The sequence below is a fragment of the Aureimonas endophytica genome (assembly GCF_014642635.1).
Lineage (GTDB): Bacteria > Pseudomonadota > Alphaproteobacteria > Rhizobiales > Rhizobiaceae > Plantimonas > Plantimonas endophytica.
This window is the reverse complement of sequence record NZ_BMIQ01000009.1, coordinates 42,886-61,951: the sequence shown is the minus strand read 5'-3', so window position 1 is coordinate 61,951 and position 19,066 is coordinate 42,886. Positions and strand designations below refer to the sequence as shown.

Sequence of the window (19,066 nt, the reverse complement as noted above, 5' to 3'; positions counted from 1 at the left end):
GCGGGATATCGAAGCGGCGGGCGCGCAATCAATGAATTTGGTTAAAATGTGCAAGAAGTTCGGCGGGATATGGCCGTTGGGCAACGCAAGGGCATCGGGCATCGCCGGGAATGCCGGCGGAGCGTCGGCCAAGGGATGTCGGCTATCGAAACAGACACTTCGCGCCGAGCCATTCCCGGAACAGCAGGGGCCGGCCGGATTTCTCCCCATAGGACAAGGAGAAAGATCATGTCGAACTTCAGCGAGACCGGAAGCCGGCCGAACGACAAAATGCCCAAGGGCAAGCCGCTCGGTCATGACGAGGTCGCGGGTGCGGAGGACGAGGTCCAAAGCGGCGACGACAGCTTCGGCATTCTCGACGATGAGGACGAGGACAATTCCTCCGTCATGGATCGGGAGAACCAGGCCGGATCGGGGAAGGCGAATGCCGAGAAGTTCGGCGGGAGCGATGAGGCTCGGCCTGTCGCCCGGCGGCCGGCGGGTTGCCGAGGACAAGAACGCGCGACAGGCCCGAACCGCGAAGGCGCCGGCAGCGTTCGGAAAGGCACCGACGGGGCCTGATCCCCGTCATGGGGAGGAGCACGGAACGGGCATGACGACGAACGAGAGCCGAAACCACCCCGCCGCCCCCGAGCGGAGCGTCGAAGCCGTCCGCCCCGAGGACGAAAGGCGGGAAGACCTCCGGGGCGAGGCGAGCGCGGCGCAGGCGGTGAAGGACGCGGCGCGCCATCGCTTTCGCGACGAGGACGAGGCTGCCGGAACCGGCGCGAGGCTGATGGGTCTCGACGCGCCCGGCTTCGGGGAGCGGAGCGGGGAGATGCCTCCTCCTCCGGCGGCACGGCCGGAGGGCGACCAGCCCGCCCGCGACGCCGCATGCGTCGCGACCGAGTTCGACGGCATGGACAACGACCTGATCGACATGAGCGGTTTCGGCGAGGGCGGCACGGGCGCGGGCACCGAGACGGGCGGCGCCGGCGAAAGGCTGCGGCCGACCTCTCCGGCTCCCCGCCCTGACGGCGGCGAGACGTGACGCCGGCGAGCCTCACCCCTCCGTCGTCTGGCGCAGCAGCACGGCGAGTTCCGCTTGGCGCCGCGTTCCGGTGCGCTGGAAGATCACCTTGAGATGGCTGCGCACGGTCTCGGGCGCGAGCTTGAGCGCCGTGGAGGCCTCGGCGATGGTGCGCCCGTCGCGAAACTGCAGGGCGACGCGGGCCTGCGCCGAGGACAGGCCGAAGCGCCGGACGAGCAGGGCTTCGAACCGCCGCGCCTCGTCTTCCGGGTCCTCGACCGTCAGGATCACCGAGGCCGCGTGTTCGGCTCCGAAAGGCGCGAAATGCCGGGCGACCGCGATGACGCGCGCGATCAGCGGCAAGCGATCGCCCGCCCGCCGCAGCGGCAGCACGGCGTTTTCGGCCCAGGACGCGAAGCGCGGGTCCAGCGCCGCCGCGACGAGGCGATCGAGGGCCGCGCGATCCTGCGGCACGGCCACCCAGAGCCGGCCGTTGCGGAGCGTCAGTTCGCCGCCTTGCGTCACCAGCCGGTCCGCCGCCGCGTTCAGCCGCTTCACTCGGCCATCGGCGCGCAGCACGAAGACGGCCGAGGCGCGGCGATCCGCCATCGCGTCCATTTCCGCTTCCGCCGCCGCCAGACGCCCGCCGATATCGATCGCCCGCAGCGCATGCCGCGCCAGCCGCGCGAAGAGCTGGAGATCGGCCGCCTCGTAGGCGCCCCGGCGCGGGCCGCGCCAGGCGCCGAAGAGCACTAGCTGCCGGTCCGAACTGTGCAGCGCCTGCGCCACGACATGCCGCAGACCCTGCGGGCCCGCCCAGTCGCGATAGAACTCGCTGCGGTCGAAGGAGACGACGGACGCCGGTTCCGCGACGTCGCGGTCGGTGACGATATGGCCGGCTCCCTTTTCCGCGATCGCGTCGACGAACGGGTCCAGCGCGTAGTAGTGGTCGACATAGCGGGCAATCCAGGCCGGATCGTAGCCATAGGTCAGGGACGTCGCCGCCCCTTCCATCACGCCCTTCGTCTGACGCGGATCGCGGGCATAGAGAAGCCCGGTCTCGGCATCGAGATGCTCGGCGAAGGCGCCGAGGGTCGCGGTCCATTCCTCCGGCCGGGACGCGGCCTGGTAGATCCGATCGATCACGTCGTCGGTGGAAGCCATCCGTTCTCTCGCGACTCCGAACCTTGCCGAAGCAGCAAGGTTGCACGACCTGTCGCTACGTCAAGACCATGGGTTGCAAGGAAGGATGGCAGAAGCTCCGTTGCGCTAGCCATGCAGGTCGCCCGCGATGGGCTGGCCGGCGCAGGTTCCAGTGAACAGCCACCGGGAGAGAACGGAGGTCAGCGCACGGCTTCGGCCTCGGAGGGGTTACCAAGGCTGGAGCCCCGGCCCTTTCGGCGTGTCACGAGATCCCGGCCGCTGACAAGAAGGATGCCGGACAGGATCATGGCGGCACCGCCGAGGAATTCGGAGGTCAGCCTGTCGCCGAGGATCGCGACGCCGAAGCCGATGCCGAAAACAGGCGTCATCAGGGAAAGGACGCCGAGGCGGGAGGCGAGGTAGCGCCGCATCAGCGAGAACCAGGCCAGATAGCTCGCCGCCGAAAGGACGACCGTCTGATAGGCGAGGCTGGCAAAGAGCGTCAGGCTCGTGGCAGCATGGGTCTCGCCGATCACGACGGCCGAACCGGTGGCGAGGATGGCGGCCCCCGCGAGCTGGTACCAGAGCGTAACCGCCGCCGGCGCCTGCGCCAGGCGCGAAGTGCGAACCACCAGAGTCGTTAGGCCCCAAAGGCCCCCTGCTATGATCCCGAGCAGGTCGCCGATCCAGGCGGTATCGCCGCCCGGCGTGCCGCCCCGCCCGGAAAAGGATAGGACGATGCCGCCGAAGGCGATGGCGATGCCGAGCCATTGGATTGGCGCCAGACGCTCCTCCGCCAGCCGGAAATGCAGGCAAAGCGCGGCGAAGACCGGAGCCGTATAAAGGAAGATCGACATATGGGAGGCGCTGGTGAAGCGTAGCCCCTGCGCGAAGAGAACGAATTCCAGGCCGAACAGCGCACCCGCCAGCAGTCCCGGTCGCCACGCCTCGCCCCGCAGCGCCCCTTGCTCCCGCCGAAGGACGACGACAAGGAGGACGATCATCGCCGCCATGCAGGAACGAAGACCGACTTGGAGCATGGGCGCCATGTCGGGCGCCGCCAGCTTGATCGCGACCTGCTGCGTCCCCCACAGGCCGCACAGGAAGATCATCGAACCGGCGGCCGTCGCGTCGATCGGTTTGCGAGGGTCCATGTCGCCGCTCCGAATCCCAAGGCGCAAGTCTAGCTCGACAAACATGGGCGAAGGGCTCATTCGAAGGTGGGCGTACGCAATTTCCGCTCACCGAACGGGAGATCCGCGCAATGCCCGCTCACAGGCTCGATGACCAGGACCGCGCCATCCTCCGGCTTCTCCAGGAAGACGCGACTCGCCCGCAGCGGGAGATCGCCGAGGCGGTCCATCTCTCGGCGCCCGCCGTGCAACGCCGGATCGCCCGGATGGAAAAGGAAGGGATCATCCGGCGAACGGTCGCGGTGGTCGACCCCGTCGCGGTCGGCCTGCCGATCACCGTCCTCGTGGAGGTGACGCTGACGAACGACCGCTCGGCCACCGTGTCGGCGGTGAAGGCGTTCTTCCGCGAGGCACCGGAGGTGCAGCAATGCTACTGCGTGACGGGAACGGCGGGCTTCGTTCTCGTCCTGCTCGTTCCGTCCATGGAAGACTACGAGACGCGGACGGCGCGCCTCTTCGCCGATAACGAGATGGTCCGCTCCTATCGCACCATCGTGGTGCTGGATCGCGTGAAGACGACGACGAGCTTGCCGATCTGATCGTCCGTCTTTCAGCCGAGCCAGGGCGGCAGGCGGGCGGGGACGCGCCCGGATCGAAGGGCTTCGGCGCAGTCGGCCAGCGTGCCGAGACGGACGGCGCAGCCGGAAAGGCCGGGGCCGTAATGGGCGTATTTGCCCGAGGTCGTCAGCACGGTCCTGGCGCCGACCGGAAAGACCGGCCGCGCGATCGAGCACCAGCAGAGATCGCCGATCATCTCGACCTTCGAGGCCGCGAGGCGAGCGCGCGTGCCCTCCGCCTCGGCGGCGGCGAGGACCTGCCGCCCGGCGGTGACGAGGCAGGCGACGCGCGTGTCCCGGCCCTGGCCGTCCAGCGCCTCCGCCAGCGCGCGGCACTCCTCCAGCGAGGCGTGCGGGCTGCCGATCGCCACGAGATCGATCTCTTCCGGACCCTGATGCAGGCGATGCCAGCCCGCCGCGAGGTCGGCACGGGTGATGGCGGCCTTGGCCGCGTCCGGCGTGGCGGCGCCGGCCGCTTCCGGCGTCACGCCCTCCACGTGCAGCATCGGCGCGGCCGAGGTCGTGCCGAAGGCGGCGCAGAGCGCCTTGAGATCGTCGCGCGTCGGCGCGCCCGCCGCAAGGCCCCGCAGCAGCGGCACGCGCTCCTGCGCCAGATGTCCGGCGAGATAGCCGAGGAGCGGCCAGGCCTCGGCCCCGGCGTCCTCCGGCAGGTCGATGTCGATCACGAGGCGGGCGCGGCGCCCGGCATCGAGAAACGGCCCCGCCAGCGGCGCCCGGCCGGTCAGCGCGATGCAGAGGTCCAGGAAGTCGGGATGCTTGGCCGTGCGCGCGCCGAGAACGCTGTTGGCGAAGATGACGGCATTGGATTCCGACCAGCCGACGGCTTCGCCGAAGCCGGGTGCCCCGTCGAGAAGATAGGGCGCGCAGGTGAAGGTCGGGCGGCAGCCCATCCGCGTATAGGCGTCCGCGAGCCGCGCCGCCGGGTCCCCGAAATCCGGCGGCACGCCCTGCCTTCGCCAGTTCTCCCGGTCGACGGAGATCGCGTTCGTCGTGGTCGGCACGCGAACCCGCGCCCCCAGCGCCGCCATGGCTTCGGCGAAGACGAGATTGGCGGGTCCGGCATAGATGCAGCCGTCGATATGGGCGCGCGTCACGTCGGTCAGGCGGGCGGCGCCCTGCTGCCGGCCCATCGCGAGGAGGATGCGCATGGCCTGCGCCACGGCCTCCCCGTCCTCGCCCGCCAGCATGGCCCGGTCCCGGGCCGACAGGTCGAGATCGCCGGCGGCGGCGGCGCGAAGCGGGATCGCCAGCCCCTCCGCGTGGATCGCGTCCGCCGCGATCTCGGCGGTCCGGGCGCGGGCGAGCGCGGCATGGGCGGAAGGCGGCAGGCGCAGGACGGGCACGCGCCGGCCGAACATCTCCGCCGCCACGAGGGCGCCGAGCGTCGCCACGTCCTCGAGCTCGGCGAAGACGAGAGCCGCCGGCGCCCGTCCAGCCAGCGCCAGTTCGAGAAGGACGCCGGAACCCGAGCACGAGCCCCGGCTCGTCGGCATCGCCACCACGGCGCCCGCGAGATCCCGGCCATGCTGGGGATGGCGGGCATCGATGATCCGGCCCGTCGCCGGATCGACGCCGCCCCAGAAGCTCAAGGGCTCCGACAGGGCGACCACCGGTCCCGTCGCGGCACCGGCGAGAATTGCGAGCCCGGCCTCCGATCGGCTCATGTCGCAACTCCCCCTCTTCGGTCTTCGGCGCGCCGGCCGCGTTGCGAAGAGGTATCGGCCGCCGCCATCCGCTTGTCGAGCGGCGCGAGGACGCGGCCCGTCAGGGACGCTCGCCGGTCATGGCGAGGCGCGGACGGAAGAGATTGGAGCCCCAGGCCCGCGCCGCGGCCATGGCCGGGAAGGGATCGGCCGGCGCCGTCCATTTCGCGGTCCCCTCCAGCATCGGCAGGATGCGCGACATGACCCGCCCCGTGGTCGGCACCGCGTTCCAGCCGGAGGTGCGGAAGCCGAAGGTCTCCTTCAGCGGCTTCGGCTCGTCGAGAACGGTCAGGAAGAGGTAGCGCGGCGCGTGGGCCGGCGCGATGCCCATGAAGGCGGTCAGCACCGTGCCGCTGTCGTAGCGCCCGTTCACCACCTTCTCGGACGTGCCCGTCTTGCCGCCGATATGGTAGCCGTCGATATCGGCCTTGGCGGCGGAACCGACCTTCGCGTTGAGCCGCATCAGATAGCGCAACGCCTCGCTGGTGCGCGGCGTGACGGCGCCCTCGGCCAGGATGCGCTCGGCGAGCGGCGCGTCCTTGACGAAGGTCGGGCGCAGCACGCGCCCGTCATTGACCACGGCGGCGATGCCCATCGAGGCCTGGAGCGGCGTCACGGCGATGCCGTGGCCGAAGGAGATCGTGGCGGTGTTCAGCTCCGCCCAGCGCGAAGGATAGAGCGGCTGGGCGCTTTCCGGCAGTTCGGTGGCGAGGCGGTCGAGCTGGCCGAGGCTGCGCAGAAAGGCGCGCTGGTGATCCGAGCCGATCGCCATCGCCATCTTGCCCATGGCGATATTGGAGGAATGGATGAAGGATTCCGGCACGTTGAGCGGCCGGTTCTGGCCTCGGTAGTCGCGGATCGCGAAGCGGCCGAAGCGCAAGGGGGCGCTGGCATCGATGACCGAGCCGATCTGGAAGCGGCCGGAATCGAGCGCCATGGCCGTGGTCATCGCCTTGAAGGTCGAACCCATCTCATAGGTGCCGACCGCGACGCGGTTGATATGGTCGGGCTTCAGCGCGTCGGCCGGCACGTTCGGGTCGAAATCCGGCAGCGAGACGAGAGCGACGACCTCGCCGGTCGCGATGTCCATGACGAGGCCGGCGCCGGCCTTGGCCTGGAACTTCTCCACCGCCGCGCCGAGCTCGTCGGCCAGCGCGTGCTGCGCGCGCAGGTCGAGGCTCAGCCGCACCGGCTCCAGCCCGTCGCGCGTCGTCTCCAGCCCGGTGAGGCGCAGCGCCTGGAGGCCCTGCCCGTCGATCCATTTCTCCATGCCGGCAATGCCGATATTGTCGACATTCACGGCGCCGAGCACATGGGCGGCCGCCCGGCCGTTCGGATAGAACCGCCGCAGCTCGTCGCGGATGCCGACGCCCGGAATGCCGAGCGCCCAGACGGCGTCGCGCTCGGCCAGCGTCGTCGTCCGCCGCACCCAGGCGAAGGCGGCCTTGCTGTCCAGCCGGCGGCGCAGCGCCTTCGGGTCGAGATCGGGAAAGACGCCGGTCAGCCCTTCCACCGCCTCGTCGAGATCGACGATCTTGCGCGGCTCGGCATAGATCGAGGCGCTGGGCAGGTCCATCGCCAGGACCACGCCGTTGCGGTCGAGGATGTCCGGCCGCGCCTTCGAGGGCGGCGAGGGCCAGGCGACGGCCTGTTCAGGCGGCTGAGCGCCGAACTGGACGAGCCGGCCGCCGATCGCGAGATAGCAGGCGAGAAGGCCGAGAATGGCGATCCGCTGGCGCATCCGATGGGGCGTTCGACTTGGAGTCGGGCCCGGGTCGGGCGGGTTTTGCGACAGGCGACGAAGGAGGCCGAGAGGCATGGGGTCTTCCATCCGCGACGGGACATTCTCCGGCCCTTCACGGCCGGCGGGAATCCCGGAGCGAGACGACGAAGACCGAAGCTTGCGGCCTCAGCCCATATCCCTGCCCCGGAGCGCGCGAGGAAGCGGGTTGGGCGGCCGGTCGAAGCCGAAGACGGCGGAGGCGAATTTTCGATCGGCGGCGGCGAAGACCGAGCCGCGCAGGGGGCGCGGCGCCAGGGCGAGGGTCTCGACCGGCACGGCATCCGGATGCGGATGCGGGTCCGCGTCGTGATCGGCGGTCTCCCCGGCGCGGTCCGCGCTGTCCGTCAGGTCCTGCCCGGCCGGCTCCGGCTGTTCCATGGCGGCGATGGCGACCGTCTCCGGCGCGAAACGCGGCATGGCGAAGGGGCCGAGCGACAAGAGCGCCGCCAGAAGGGCGACGATCGCGGTAAGCCGGCAAAGGGTTCGGGCGAGACAGGACACGGCAGACGCATTCTCGTCCGAACGCGGTTAACCGACCGTTACTCGCACCAGGGCGCGCTCACGACGACGATCCTCAAGGTCGTCGTCTCCGCTGGAGCGGTCCTTCGGACCGACGCCCGGGCGGAAGCCCGAGCCTGGATTTCAGTCCGTGTCCCGCACATCGACGCTGACGATGAGCCCGTCCGCGCCGAACCGGACGATCTCCTCGCCGCGACGCTCGCGCATCCGCCCGGTCGCGGCTTCGACGGCGTCGAGGCGCCAAAGCGAACGCGCCCCGCCCGCCCCGACCGGCTCGATCAGCAGATCCTCCGCCACCTGCCCGTGCCAGCGCTCGAAATAGGATCGGAAGGCGGCGAGGATGGCGGGGCGCCCGGCGATGTCGCCGGTGCCGGGGGACCGGTAGACGGCCTCCTCGGCGAAGAAGCCGTCGATCGCCGAAAAATCGAGATCGGCGATCGCCCGATGATAGCGACGCACGGCGTCCACCGGATCGAAGGCGCTCATGCCCTCGCCTCTCCCGGCCGGCCATCGTTCGGAAGGGCCGCTGGCGAGCGGCCTCGCTTAGGCTCCGTCATTCCGGCGTGTACCGGGCCTCTTCGAGCTGTTCGCGCAGGGCTTGACCGAAATCCGCCAAGGCCCGCTGCACGCCGGACAGGAACTGCCCCGCGACGTCCGGGTCGTCGGCCTCTGACGCGGCGATGCCCTCGACCAGCGCCAGCACTTCCTCCTCGGCTTCGGCCGGAAACAGGCCCTTGGCCACGGCACGCTCGACATAGAGGGCGCGGACGAGGATGTCCAAGGCCTGCGTCTTCGCATGGAGATCCTGCGCCGCCCCGGCGAGCGCCTTCAGCACATTGTTGATGTCGCTCATTCGCTGCCTTTCCAAGGACGGGCGGCGGCCCCGCCGTCATGTCCGGCGCCGGCTTCGCCCGGCTCGTCCGGGAGGGACGGAGCCTGCCCGCGCGCCGCCGCTCATGGCCGGTGACGACCGAAGGTCCGTGCTCTACAGGCCGGCGCGCGGCAAGCCAAGCCATGGCGATGGCTCAGCCGAGATGCGCCAGAAGTGCGCCGACATCGACCCGGGCGCGCAGGCGCCGGGCGAGAAGATAGAGACCGCCGAACTTGCGTTGCAGGAACAGGGCGTCGACCGGCGGCAGCGGCAGCACCGCGCGGTTCGCGGCCAGAGACTCGGCGCGCTCGCGCAAGTCGTCGAGCAGGCGCGTATCGGCGAAGTCGTAACGGCCGCCGCCGCGCAGCGCCTCGGTTCCCTTCATATAGATGTCGATGATGGTCGCGCGGATCTCGGGCGAGGTGTCACCCGCGAAATAGCCGATGGCGGTCATCTCCGCTTCGGCCCTTGCGGCGTCGCCCGCCACCGCGGCTTCCGCGAGGCGGCGATAACGGGCGGCGAATTCCTCGGGAAAGGCGCGCGTCGCCCCGAAATCGAGCAGCACGATCCGCCCGCTCTCGGGGTCAAAGCGGTAATTGGCGAGATTCGGATCGGTCTGCATCAGCCGGAAGCGGAACAGCTCGCGGAAGGCGAGATCGATGAGCCGCGTCGCTACGCGGTCGCGCTCGGCCTGTCCGGCCTGCGCCAGGTCCTCGATGGGCCGGCTCGGCACATAGGCCATGGCCAGGACGTCCGACGTCGTGAGATCGGCGTGAACCGTCGGAACCAGAAAGGCGGGGTCCTCGGCGAGGAGTTCGCCGAAGCGGCGAAGGAAAGTCGCTTCCCGCACGTAATCCGCCTCCTCGTGCAGCTGCCGCTTCGCCTGCGCCAGCAAGGGGCCGGTGTCGAGCCCCGCCGGCACCAGCTGGAGGAGGCGCAGAAGCGTCGCGACATTGTCGACATCGCTGTCGATGCTCTGCCGGATGCCGGGATATTGCAACTTCACCGCCAGATCGCGCCCGTCGGCGGTCATCGCGCGATGCACCTGGCCGATCGAGGCGGCGGCCAGGGGCCGGAAGGAGAAATAGTCGAAGCGCGCTTCCCAGCCCCTGCCCCATTCGCGGTCGAGCACCGCCTGCACCTGCGCCTTCGGCATGGGCTCGGCATCGGCGCGCAGCCGCCCCATGATCTCCGCGAGTTCCGGCGGCAGCACGTCGCCGGCATCCATGGACAGGAGCTGGCCGAGCTTCATGGCGGCGCCCCGCATCTCGGCGAGACGATCGGTGACCTTCCGGACATTGCCGGGCGTCAGCAGCAGATCCCCGAGGCGAGGCCGCTCGCCCCGCGCCAGACGCCGCGCGCCGTCGAGCAGCGCCCCGCCCGCGACGCCGCCGGCCATGCCGCCGAAGCGGACGAGACGGGAGAGGCGGCCGCTCGGAACGGGAAGACCACGCGGCGGATGGGGTGGGCGGCTCGGCACGATGCGCTCCCGGCTTGGCAGAGGACGGATCTAGCGCGATGCGGCGCCCGGTCGGCGCGACCAATCGCGCAAGGCCGCCCCTCGACGGAACGCCTCGGCCGCCGCCGGCTTTCGTGCGGAAGAGAACGGAGCGGAGCGGATGATGGCAAGGACGGCGGTGGTCACGGGCGGCAGCGCCGGCATCGGTCTGGCGACGGCCGAACATCTGGTCCGCAAAGGCTGGAACGTCGCCATCCTGGCGCGCGACGCCTCCCGCCTCGACGGCGCGAGGCGCCTTCTGGAAGGCCAAGGCGGCCGCGTCCTCGCGCTCGGCGTCGACGTCGCCGATGCGCGGGCGGTGGACGAGGCCGCCGACCGGATCGAACGCGAACTCGGTCCGATCGAGGCCTGGATCAACAATGCGATGTCCACCGTGATCGCCCCGGCCGACCGGATCAGCCCGGCCGAATACGAGCGCGTGACGGCGACGACCTATCTGTCGCAGGTCTATGGCACGCTCGCCGCGCTGCGCCACATGAAGCCGCGCCGGCGCGGCGCCATCGTCCAGGTCTCCTCGGGGCTCGCCATCCGCGCCGCGCCCTTGCAGGCGGCCTATTGCGGCGCGAAATTCGCGGTCTCCGGCTTCACCGACGCGCTCCGCTCGGAGCTCATCGCCGATGACGTGCCGGTCTCGCTGTCGGTCGTCTATCTGCCGGCGGTGAACACGCCGCAATCCACCTGGTCCCGCACCCATACCGGCCGCGATCAGGTGATTCCCGATCCGCTCTTCGATCCGCGCCTTTGCGCGCGCGCCATCGTCTCGGCGATCGACGATCCGCAGCGCGAGATCTGGGTCGGCCGCACCTCCGTCGTCATGGCCGTGGCGCAGGCTCTCGCTCCCGGCCTCGCCGACCGCCGCGCCGCCGCGATGCGCAAGGCGCAGCTCGGCGCCCCCATGCCGAACCGCGCCGGCAACCTGTTCGAGCCCATCGCCGGGCCGGCCCGGATCGACGGCGATGGCGGCGACCGCGTCACGGGCTTTGCCGGCGAGTTCTTCACGAGCCGCCAGCGCCATCTGGCGCGGCTCGCCCTCGTGCTCGGCGGCCTGGGGCTGGCCTTCGCGGCGGGACGGCGCGCGGACAGCGGGATGCGAACCCTCGGCCGATCGAGGCGGGGCTGGAGATGACCGAGCCCGACCTCGCTCGCCGCTACCGCGCCTATCTCGACTGCCTGAACCGCCAGGACTGGGACCGGCTCGGCGAATTCGTGGGCGAGCATGTCCGCCATAACGGCCGCCCCCTCGGCCTTGGCGGCTACCGGGCGATGCTGGAGGAGGATTTCACCGCGATCCCGGACCTTCGCTTCGTCGCCGAACGCCTCGTCTGCGAGCCGCCGCACGTGGCCGCGCGCCTCTGGTTCGACTGCGCGCCGGCGGGACGTTTTCTGGATCTGCCGATCGACGGGCGGCGCATCGCCTTCGCGGAGCACGTCTTCTACCGTTTCGAGGCCGGCCGGATCGTGGAGGTCCGGTCGGTCCTCGACAAGGCGGCGATCGAGGCGCAGCTGGCCGGCTGAACGGAACCGCCGCGCCTCAGCGCAGATCCGGCGCGCTCCAGCCCTTCGCCTCGTCGATCCACACCTTGCGCGTCCGCTTGTCGTAGACGCAGAGCATCCGGCCCTCGGCGCCCTTCAGGGCACGCTGGGGAAAGACGCCCGTCACCAACGTCACCACCTTGTTCAGGCTGTCGTCGAACAGTACCGGCTTGGAGACATGCGCGCCCTTCAATCCGCTGGCGGCCGCGCAGGTCTCGGCGACCGTCCGGGTGAACGCCGCTTCGGCCGCGGGGGAGGAGGCCATCGCGGCCACGGGTGAAAGGACAAAGAGAAGAGCAGCAAGAACCAAACGCATCCATGAAGCATGAGTCGCAAAGGCGGCGATTTTGGCGCGTGGCGCCGCGCTTCATGCCGGGACGCCGATCATGGCCGTCAGCCGTTCGACTCCGCCGAGGGCGATCGGCGCGAATCCGGACGGTCGACAGAGAGCGCCGATCGCCGCCGCTCATTCCGATATGGCCGCGCGAATCGCCCAAAGCTCGCCCTTCTTCCGATTCGCCGTGCCGGAGCGGCGCATTGCGCGAAGCTGGAGGGCTTCAAGCAAACGACATCCAGTCTTCACACTCCCTTCATATTCCATCCGAATCGCCCTTAGCTGACTGCGAAAATCGCAACCAGGATGCGAGGATCGTGGCATTCCGGGCACAGCCATGTGCTCAGAAGCCTCACCACGATCACTGAGCTATTGCGCCCATTCCGAGCGTCGATGATGCCTTGCGCACGAAAGCCTTCGCCTCCCCGCAGAAGCTTTCGAAGCAAGGGATCTGGTTGGGAAGGATGGTTCTTCCGAGCAAGTCCCGTCCGAACAACCCGTTCTGACTGGAGGTCAGGAAATGAACATCAAGAGCCTTCTCCTTGGCTCCGCCGCGGCCCTGGTCGCGATTTCCGGCGCCCGCGCCGCCGACGCCCCCGTGACGCAGGTCGAGCCGGAGCCGGTCGAATACGTCCGCGTCTGCGACGTCTACGGCACGGGCTTCTTCTACATTCCCGGCACCGAGACCTGCCTGAAGATCGGCGGCTATGTCCGCATGCGCCTGCAGGGCAACAACCGCCAGTACAATTCCGACATCGACAGCAATGGCCCGACGGCCGCGGGCAATGTCGGCAACGACTACAATGTCGGTTCGCGCGTCCGTGCCCGTCTCGACTTCGACGCCCGCGAGGAGACCGAACTCGGCACCCTGCGCGCCAAGTTCCGCGTCGAGGCGACCAATGCGCCCGCCGCGACCAACAACTCCTCCCTGAACGGCACCTCGTCCAGCACCGACGGCGCGACCTATGCCGCCAAGTTCGCCTATCTCCAGCTCGGCGGTCTGACGATCGGCTATCTCGACTCGGCCTGGACGGCCGATGACGGCGGCATCTCCGACGGTCTCCTCACCGACAGCGACTGGGCGGCCGGCGATTTCAGCGCCAACCGCATCTCCTACACGGCGGCCTTCTCCGGCTTCTCCGGCACGGTCTCCGTCGAAGACGACGGTTCGGGCGACTTCATCCCGGACGTCATCGCCAAGCTTGCCTATAAGGGCGGCTTCGGCGGCGCCTATGTCATGGGAGTCTATGATGAAGACGCCTATGGCGACTACTCGGTCAACTACTTCGGTGCCGGCGCGAGCAACACCTACGGCAACTACAAGCTCTACACCGACGAGTATAACGGTAACGCCAAGGACGGCGCCTTCGCGCTCAAGGCTGGCGTGCAGCTCGACAACCTGATCCTCGCCGACTCCAAGCTCAAGATCGAAGGCCACTATGCTTTCGATCCGACGCAGTATGCGGTGGTCGGCAACGTCTTCACCTACTCGAACGGTGGCACGAACGATTTCGGCCGCGTCGTCAATCCGATAACGGGCGCGGTGGTGTCTTCGGGTTCGGCCTTCGCGCTGCCGAGCGAGTGGCAGGTGGGCGCCGGCTACCAGCAGACCTTCGGCAAGATCTTCGCCGCCGCGTCGGGTGTCTATGGCAGGACCTTCGATCTGAACTACGCCTACTATACCGGCGCGCCGACCTCTTCGAGCCTCTATGTCACCGAAGCGGCCACCGGCAATGCCGGCTCGGTCAACTACTGGGGCGTCGAAGGCGACCTCGGCTACCAGATCACCAAGAACTTCTCGGTGCTCGGCGCGGTCTCCTACGTCAATCTCGACATCCCGGTCGGCGAGAAGCTCGACCAGACGCGCGGCTTCATCGAGTTCAAGCGCACCTTCTGATCGATCCTTCGATCGGATGACCATCGGAAGCCCGGCAGCAATGCCGGGCTTCTTTCGTTTGGCGACCTCTCCGATCGCCCGATCGGCCCGCCGAGCGCCCCGGCGCGAAGATGTCAGCCGTCCGTCCGATGCCGAAGGACGGGTTCCCGTCGCCTGGCGTCGCGACGATCGCCTCACGCCGAGGCTTCGGGAGCGCGCGTCCGGCTCCTCGAGATGACGCGCTTTTCGAGATCTCCGCCTCCTCGACATCAGGCTGGCGCGAAGCTGGTGCGAGGATCACTCTTCGTCTTGCGTCCCCCCTGCGCCTGTGGCAGAAGGCTCACGCGGACGCTGCGGTAGCTCAGTGGTAGAGCACTCCATTGGTAATGGAGAGGTCGAGAGTTCAATCCTCTCTCGCAGCACCATTTTTTTCAACGATTTGAATAAGTTAGCCGATCGAGCAGGTTAGCTCGATCGAGGCCGGCAATCGTGGGCAGCACGCGGGCAGCACCCTTCCGTCGTCGCGAAACGCTGCGTATGCTGAGAGGCATACGACTTTTTGCCCGAACCGATGGGCCGATCCGCGTGCTCCCTTGGCTTCACCTCATTTGAGCGGCGAGCGCTTTCTCGATTTGCGCGATGAGACTCCAGCCTACGCCGTTACGCACGATCGACTCGAGTTCCTCGATCCATTCGTCTCGCAGCTCCGAATCGCCGGTTCGTGCAGCGAGACGCAGGTTATGCATCGCTCGCCAGTAGAGAGACGTCTGCCCGGTCAACACCTCGAGCTCGAAGCTGGGCGCTCTCCCGCTTCTGGGCCGAGCATCAGGCGCGGATGCCGGACGCCTGGCGTCGAGATCGATGACGTTGGTTCTGGGCATAGCTTCGCCATTCGGCTTGTTGCGGCCGTTCGTCATTGTGAGGATACCGAAGGTTCTGTTAGTGTTTACAGGGTAAACATGCTGCAGGATGTATACCCTGTCAACAGGCGTAACGATGATCACCGCTGCTCAATGTCGGATGGCCCGCGCTGCTCTTCAGATCGGCGTTCGCGAATTGGCCTCGCTTGCCGGTTTATCCGCCATGACGGTGACGCGGTTCGAGAACGGACACTCGTCAGGGAGTTCGGAAACTACCAGAGCTTTAAAGACAGCACTCGAGGCGGCCGGCGTAGATTTCATTGCCGAGAACGGCGGCGGAGCCGGTGTTCGCCTCCGGAAGTCCAGCAGCGCAGACGGGTGATACCCCGGCTGAGAGCTGATTGCCTCTCCCTGTGTGTCTGGGGCTCCACAAGCTGCTCGACATGGATCGACTTCACCCGAACCGTCCCATATCGTCTTTCTACAGCATCAAGCGAAATCGAACGGGGCGGGAATAGGTTTGGAAAACTTGCCGACAGATACGCTGACGGAACTCACAGCACGGATCGTCACCGCATACTTACGGAACAATCAGCTGGGGCGCTCGCAACTCTCGGACTTGATCGGATCCGTCATGAACGGACTGGCAGGTGCGCAGACCACTCAGGCAGCGCCGGAAGTGGTGAAGCTCGTCCCGGCGGTGCCGATCAAGAAGTCTCTGACTGACGACTTCATCATTTGTCTGGAGGATGGCAGACCGTTCAAATCGCTGCGCCGCCATCTGATGACGCATTACGATATGTCCCCCGACGAGTATCGGGCGAAATGGGGACTGCCCGCCGACTACCCGATGGTCGCTCCGGCCTATGCCGCCAAGCGTTCAGAACTCGCCAAGACGATCGGTCTGGGGAATTTGCGGGCAAAGCGCTATGCCGCCGAAGCATCAGCGTCAGCACCGAAGCGCCGTTCACCGAAAAGGGTCGCAGATCCCGTCTAAAGTGCTCTGCTACTGAAGCGAAGGCTTGCAAGCGGTACTAACTGCCCTTCCCTCGGTTCTGGAATTCCTCAATCGCCTTACGGATGCGAGCGGCACGTTCCTTTTCCTGTCGCTCCGCCATCTCGTATGACGTTGCCCAATCGCCTGAATCCATCTTCTCTGACAGTTTTTGCGAGAGGTTCCTTCTGCGTGAGACATCATCGTCGTTCATTCGATGAGCTTATCACCTGGATGAATTAGGGCAAATACTCCCTGCCATAGCGCAGTGCGCTATCAGTAGCCGTCGGATTGAAGTCCACCATGTCCAATCCGCCTGATCCACTAATAGTTCGAGACGCCGCAACGGGTACCGAGTTCCAGGCCAACAGTCGGATTCATATTGATGACCGTCGATATCATCGAGCGGTCGAATGCCATTCGCTCCACCTCTGGCCGCAGCGTTTGGATCACCGTCTTCATACAGGAGCATTGCGACGCTTCTCGATCGAGCGCACAGGACCGAATGAAGAGCGGCGCCCGTTCTCCATTCGGCAAAGCGGCATGCGTCGGGGAATAGGCTAGGATGTCATAGACGGCGGCGAGATAGGGGCTGCCGCAGCCAATTGCTTCTGACGAGTTCGCTCCCTCGATTATGCTGGCATGGCTCGCCAATTGGCTTCCGAGCGTTGAGGACAAATCCCCACTGAAGTCCGTCCCAATCAGCAACTGCATCCCTCGCTTGATCACATCGATCAACAAGAGTCGCGTTGCTGAAGAGGGTTCGTGACATGCCTCTATCGATCTTGAGATCATGCCGTAGAGGAACCCAGATTCGGCTGGTGTGAAGGCGTTTGCCCGGCCTGATGTCACCGTATCGAGGAACGACCGCGCCGCTGGCGATAAAGCACCGACTGGCGGTTCGATACCCGACATGCGCTGCTGCGCGAACTGCCGCAGCAGATTGAGACGCGCCTCAGCATCACCTCGCTCCAACGCATCCAGGCCATCCGTAAGAGCCGTTAGAGCACTCGCTGCCACCGACGGCCTGGCGTTCTGAATTACCGAAGCCGAGCGCGCTGCAGCCGCGAGCATGGAATTTGTTGTGGCCAGATCGCTTCTATCAAAAGATAGCTGAGCGACATCCGCTTCAGCCCGCTGCCGCTCAGCCTCGAATCGTGATGTGTCCAGCGCCGTTGCGGGCTCCTTCAATCGAGCCACTTCCGGATGAAATCCGGTCCGTAGAACAGCACGTGCCCTCGCAATGTCCGCACCATCGGAAAAGATTGCGAGCGGAGATTTGTCGTCACTGACCGCAACCGAGGGCATTGTCATCGCGCAGGCGTAAAGGGTGCTCCGGAACTCGGCGAGGTCCTGCGTAGCTCCAACTGGGATACCGTAGATGGCTTCCGCCATGACAGCTCGATTCACATCGTACCCTGCAAGGCTCGGATACAGTGCGACTTTGAGGCCGCGAGCGATCGTCATGGCATCGCGTTGGGCACTGAGCCAAGCGCTCATGACCGACTTACACGTCGTCTGCAGCGGTCGCTCTGCCTCTTTGCGACGCCAGAGGTAAGCGAACTCGTCTTGCCCATCGATACGAACGACCAGGAGATCCTTCGTGCCGCCATACCGGATATCAGTGAAGAGCAGCCCTCGGCGAATTGGTCCGCTGCTCGGCACGTTGCCCTCTCGCAAAGCCTCCAGTTGAAGATTGCCACCGCTGGGCTTGAGCACGAGGCGCTGAGTTTCCTCACCGATAAGCGCTTCCACGTCGTAGGCCCGGTCGCTCGATTTCGGGTTGCTCTCCTTGATCGTGAGCGCAATCTCCCTGTCGCGGGACCGTCGACTGTAGATCGCCCCATCCCACGAGCCAACAAACGATGCGACCGGGGCCGAGTCAGCCATTGAAGCCGACGGAACCTCCGTTTCAGGAACTTTCGTCAGATCGAATGGCCTACACTGCAACCGGTACGAACTGCCAAGCTTCTTGGAATTGTCAGAGCGATCCACGAAAATATCGAAGTCGAAAGACCCTCGGCTGAATGGCCCACCCTTCGGTCGTTCGATCTTGACCCTGAGTAGGGTCTCCGTATTCATCGATTCGGTTTGAGCTTCATACTCGAACCATTCTGACGTTTTATCTTGTTTGATCAATACACGCGCTGTACCCAAAGGCGATTTTGAGGGCGCAACGACGAAATATACATCAAGTGGCGCGTCGGCGCATTTTGCCGCCCTACCCTTCCAGGCACCTTCCCAGACCGAATTGTAAAAACTGGCAGGGGGCGCTTTTTGCCCTCCGCGCGCAGAAGCAGCCGACGATGACCCAATATGCTTGCTTATGATTGCGTTCGCTGCCTTTTCGTCGACGATCCGCTTCAGTTCGAGCTTGCCGCAAGTGCGCACGTTACCCTGAATCGAATTGACCTTCTCCGAGACAATCCCGTCGAAACCAACCATGTTGAAACCAGATGGTCGATCTATCCAGTCCAGCGGCTGCGCAGATATCTGCCGTCGCTTTTGATTGAAATTGACCTTCAGGCTGTACTCGCCGGAGGCGCCATTTGGATAGGAGAAGATGAACCGATCGCCCCGATCGTCGACGATCAGGGAAAGCTCAGCGGTGGCATTGCCGCAGTGGTAGGTCCCCTTCCAAACACCGGCAATGAGTTCTCGGTCCGCGGCGAATGCGAAACTCGTCGCCACGACAAGCCACGTAATTGCGCCGACAAAAATACGAGCAAGCATACCCACCCCCTCGCTTGAACGTCGGGAGTAGAACATGTCCCCGCATGGGCGTCATACGATTTCTTGATCATCGGTTTGACTCGGCATTTCATGCGCGCGGAAACGAAGGCGCTTAGCGTCTGCGAAGTCGGGAAAAGGTGCCAACACGGTTGGCGAACATTGTCGCTCCGTGCACGGACGTCGGCATAGGTCAGCATTGAGACCGAACGAATTGGGATGTCGGGAACGGGCCGAAAGCTACCATTCCGCTTTCGACCCATCTCAGACGATAATGTGCGATGCTTTAGACCCACAAACCGGACATAACAAACCCGTAGGTTTCTGATAACGGTTCCAGCTCGCGGCCAGGAAGTTTCATTTCCGCAGCTGCAGGGGCACCGCACGCGTTGAACAACGGCTCGGTTCAAAGACCGAGCAG

The 19,066-nt window shown here is 66.4% G+C and carries 18 protein-coding genes and 1 tRNA gene; 8 read left to right on the top strand and 11 right to left on the bottom strand.

The window, feature by feature from the left end; translation table 11 throughout:
• The first annotated feature begins 135 nt into the window (after positions 1-135).
• Positions 136-561 carry a hypothetical protein gene (locus tag IEY14_RS22170; RefSeq protein WP_188912452.1) on the top strand — a complete coding sequence of 142 codons (426 nt, stop codon included), beginning with the start codon at positions 136-138 and terminating at the stop codon, positions 559-561.
• 31 nt (positions 562-592) lie between these two features.
• Positions 593-1,030 (top strand): hypothetical protein, encoded by a 438-nt coding sequence (locus IEY14_RS22165; RefSeq protein WP_188912450.1) that lies wholly within the window; start codon positions 593-595, stop codon positions 1,028-1,030.
• A 12-nt stretch (positions 1,031-1,042) separates the two neighbouring features.
• Here IEY14_RS22165 and IEY14_RS22160 read toward each other — a convergent pair whose 3' ends face one another.
• Both IEY14_RS22160 and IEY14_RS22155 read right to left on the bottom strand, forming a co-directional pair.
• Positions 1,043-2,173 carry a helix-turn-helix transcriptional regulator gene (locus IEY14_RS22160; RefSeq protein ID WP_188912448.1) on the bottom strand — a complete coding sequence of 377 codons (1,131 nt, stop codon included), beginning with the start codon at positions 2,171-2,173 and terminating at the stop codon, positions 1,043-1,045.
• Between the two features lie 179 nt (positions 2,174-2,352).
• Positions 2,353-3,306: a DMT family transporter gene (locus IEY14_RS22155; RefSeq protein WP_188912446.1), complete on the bottom strand. Its 954-nt coding sequence runs from the start codon at positions 3,304-3,306 to the stop codon at positions 2,353-2,355.
• Positions 3,307-3,416: 110 nt separating this feature from the next.
• Here IEY14_RS22155 and IEY14_RS22150 point away from each other — a divergent pair, with 110 nt between their 5' ends.
• Positions 3,417-3,884: an Lrp/AsnC family transcriptional regulator gene (locus tag IEY14_RS22150; RefSeq protein WP_188912444.1), complete on the top strand. Its 468-nt coding sequence runs from the start codon at positions 3,417-3,419 to the stop codon at positions 3,882-3,884.
• Positions 3,885-3,895: 11 nt separating this feature from the next.
• Here IEY14_RS22150 and lhpI read toward each other — a convergent pair whose 3' ends face one another.
• The 6 genes from lhpI to IEY14_RS22120 form a co-directional block, all read right to left on the bottom strand.
• Complete coding sequence (lhpI, locus tag IEY14_RS22145) at positions 3,896-5,587, bottom strand: cis-3-hydroxy-L-proline dehydratase (RefSeq protein ID WP_188912442.1); 1,692 nt, start codon at positions 5,585-5,587, stop codon at positions 3,896-3,898.
• Between the two features lie 100 nt (positions 5,588-5,687).
• Positions 5,688-7,367: a peptidoglycan D,D-transpeptidase FtsI family protein gene (locus tag IEY14_RS22140; RefSeq protein WP_188912440.1), complete on the bottom strand. Its 1,680-nt coding sequence runs from the start codon at positions 7,365-7,367 to the stop codon at positions 5,688-5,690.
• A 168-nt stretch (positions 7,368-7,535) separates the two neighbouring features.
• Entirely contained in the window at positions 7,536-7,910 is a 375-nt protein-coding gene (locus IEY14_RS22135; RefSeq protein ID WP_188912438.1) for a hypothetical protein, read from the bottom strand.
• Between the two features lie 141 nt (positions 7,911-8,051).
• On the bottom strand, positions 8,052-8,414 hold the full coding sequence (locus IEY14_RS22130) for a nuclear transport factor 2 family protein (protein WP_188912437.1): 363 nt from the start codon (positions 8,412-8,414) through the stop codon (positions 8,052-8,054).
• A gap of 67 nt (positions 8,415-8,481) precedes the next feature.
• The gene (locus IEY14_RS22125; RefSeq protein WP_188912435.1) at positions 8,482-8,781 is read right to left on the bottom strand and encodes a hypothetical protein; all 300 of its coding nucleotides are present in this window, start codon (positions 8,779-8,781) and stop codon (positions 8,482-8,484) included.
• Positions 8,782-8,953: 172 nt separating this feature from the next.
• Entirely contained in the window at positions 8,954-10,279 is a 1,326-nt protein-coding gene (locus IEY14_RS22120; protein ID WP_244639631.1) for an ABC1 kinase family protein, read from the bottom strand.
• A gap of 142 nt (positions 10,280-10,421) precedes the next feature.
• On the opposite strand from IEY14_RS22120, the gene IEY14_RS22115 reads away from it, so the two are divergent.
• Together IEY14_RS22115 and IEY14_RS22110 are read left to right on the top strand one after the other, a co-directional pair.
• Positions 10,422-11,444: an SDR family oxidoreductase gene (locus IEY14_RS22115; RefSeq protein ID WP_188912695.1), complete on the top strand. Its 1,023-nt coding sequence runs from the start codon at positions 10,422-10,424 to the stop codon at positions 11,442-11,444.
• Positions 11,441-11,833 carry an ester cyclase gene (locus IEY14_RS22110; RefSeq protein ID WP_188912433.1) on the top strand — a complete coding sequence of 131 codons (393 nt, stop codon included), beginning with the start codon at positions 11,441-11,443 and terminating at the stop codon, positions 11,831-11,833. The genes IEY14_RS22115 and IEY14_RS22110 overlap by 4 nt, the downstream gene beginning before the upstream one ends.
• A gap of 16 nt (positions 11,834-11,849) precedes the next feature.
• On the opposite strand, the gene IEY14_RS22105 is transcribed toward IEY14_RS22110, so the two are convergent.
• Positions 11,850-12,116, bottom strand: a complete 267-nt coding sequence (locus IEY14_RS22105; protein ID WP_188912431.1) for a hypothetical protein — start codon at positions 12,114-12,116, stop codon at positions 11,850-11,852.
• 589 nt (positions 12,117-12,705) lie between these two features.
• On the opposite strand from IEY14_RS22105, the gene IEY14_RS22100 reads away from it, so the two are divergent.
• Together IEY14_RS22100 and IEY14_RS22095 are read left to right on the top strand one after the other, a co-directional pair.
• Entirely contained in the window at positions 12,706-14,082 is a 1,377-nt protein-coding gene (locus IEY14_RS22100) for a porin (RefSeq protein WP_188912429.1), read from the top strand.
• A gap of 329 nt (positions 14,083-14,411) precedes the next feature.
• Positions 14,412-14,486, top strand: a tRNA-Thr gene (locus tag IEY14_RS22095).
• Between the two features lie 174 nt (positions 14,487-14,660).
• On the opposite strand, the gene IEY14_RS22090 is transcribed toward IEY14_RS22095, so the two are convergent.
• A complete protein-coding gene (locus IEY14_RS22090) occupies positions 14,661-14,978 on the bottom strand; it encodes a hypothetical protein (RefSeq protein ID WP_188912427.1) in 318 nt (105 codons plus the stop codon).
• A 472-nt stretch (positions 14,979-15,450) separates the two neighbouring features.
• On the opposite strand from IEY14_RS22090, the gene IEY14_RS22085 reads away from it, so the two are divergent.
• The gene (locus IEY14_RS22085; protein ID WP_373289033.1) at positions 15,451-15,918 is read left to right on the top strand and encodes a Ros/MucR family transcriptional regulator; all 468 of its coding nucleotides are present in this window, start codon (positions 15,451-15,453) and stop codon (positions 15,916-15,918) included.
• A 321-nt stretch (positions 15,919-16,239) separates the two neighbouring features.
• Here the strand turns inward: IEY14_RS22085 and IEY14_RS22080 are convergent, their stop codons facing one another.
• A complete protein-coding gene (locus IEY14_RS22080; RefSeq protein WP_188912423.1) occupies positions 16,240-18,648 on the bottom strand; it encodes a hypothetical protein in 2,409 nt (802 codons plus the stop codon).
• Positions 18,649-19,066 lie beyond the last annotated feature (418 nt).

What these genes read in the sequence shown, in the direction of transcription:
- IEY14_RS22170 (WP_188912452.1), top strand. Translation starts at nt 136, where the DNA reads ATGTCGGCTATCGAAACAGACACTTCGCGCCGAGCCATTCCCGGAACA.
- IEY14_RS22165 (WP_188912450.1), top strand. Translation starts at nt 593, where the DNA reads ATGACGACGAACGAGAGCCGAAACCACCCCGCCGCCCCCGAGCGGAGC.
- IEY14_RS22160 (WP_188912448.1), bottom strand. Translation starts at nt 2,173, where the DNA reads ATGGCTTCCACCGACGACGTGATCGATCGGATCTACCAGGCCGCGTCC.
- IEY14_RS22155 (WP_188912446.1), bottom strand. Translation starts at nt 3,306, where the DNA reads ATGGACCCTCGCAAACCGATCGACGCGACGGCCGCCGGTTCGATGATC.
- IEY14_RS22150 (WP_188912444.1), top strand. Translation starts at nt 3,417, where the DNA reads ATGCCCGCTCACAGGCTCGATGACCAGGACCGCGCCATCCTCCGGCTT.
- lhpI (WP_188912442.1), bottom strand. Translation starts at nt 5,587, where the DNA reads ATGAGCCGATCGGAGGCCGGGCTCGCAATTCTCGCCGGTGCCGCGACG.
- IEY14_RS22140 (WP_188912440.1), bottom strand. Translation starts at nt 7,367, where the DNA reads ATGCGCCAGCGGATCGCCATTCTCGGCCTTCTCGCCTGCTATCTCGCG.
- IEY14_RS22130 (WP_188912437.1), bottom strand. Translation starts at nt 8,414, where the DNA reads ATGAGCGCCTTCGATCCGGTGGACGCCGTGCGTCGCTATCATCGGGCG.
- IEY14_RS22125 (WP_188912435.1), bottom strand. Translation starts at nt 8,781, where the DNA reads ATGAGCGACATCAACAATGTGCTGAAGGCGCTCGCCGGGGCGGCGCAG.
- IEY14_RS22115 (WP_188912695.1), top strand. Translation starts at nt 10,422, where the DNA reads ATGGCAAGGACGGCGGTGGTCACGGGCGGCAGCGCCGGCATCGGTCTG.
- IEY14_RS22110 (WP_188912433.1), top strand. Translation starts at nt 11,441, where the DNA reads ATGACCGAGCCCGACCTCGCTCGCCGCTACCGCGCCTATCTCGACTGC.
- IEY14_RS22105 (WP_188912431.1), bottom strand. Translation starts at nt 12,116, where the DNA reads ATGGCCTCCTCCCCCGCGGCCGAAGCGGCGTTCACCCGGACGGTCGCC.
- IEY14_RS22100 (WP_188912429.1), top strand. Translation starts at nt 12,706, where the DNA reads ATGAACATCAAGAGCCTTCTCCTTGGCTCCGCCGCGGCCCTGGTCGCG.
- IEY14_RS22090 (WP_188912427.1), bottom strand. Translation starts at nt 14,978, where the DNA reads ATGACGAACGGCCGCAACAAGCCGAATGGCGAAGCTATGCCCAGAACC.
- IEY14_RS22080 (WP_188912423.1), bottom strand. Translation starts at nt 18,648, where the DNA reads ATGCTTGCTCGTATTTTTGTCGGCGCAATTACGTGGCTTGTCGTGGCG.